A 230-nucleotide genomic window follows, 5' to 3' on the forward strand; every position below is an offset into this window, starting at 1 on the left:
CATACCTGGAATACGGGCTTCAACGCCGTTGAAGGCGTGAACGACGTACAAGTCCGGCAGATCGACGTCGCAGGCAACACGTCGGATCCGACGTCGTTCAGCTTTACGCTCGATACCTCCGCGGCTGCGCCCAGCGTTGCGCTGACGACCGATTCCGGCAGCAGCGCCACTGATCACATCACCAATGTCGGCACCTTGAATCTCACCGGTGTCGAAACCGGTGCAGTTGT

The 230-nt window shown here is 59.6% G+C and carries 1 protein-coding gene; it reads left to right on the top strand.

All coding sequences use genetic code 11. The annotated features are described in order from the left end of the window. On the top strand, positions 1 to 230 hold a 230-nt coding region (locus tag DIE06_RS38635; RefSeq protein WP_185733599.1), incomplete at both ends, for a hypothetical protein.

Source organism: Burkholderia sp. Bp8998, assembly GCF_003854235.1.
Lineage (GTDB): Bacteria > Pseudomonadota > Gammaproteobacteria > Burkholderiales > Burkholderiaceae > Burkholderia.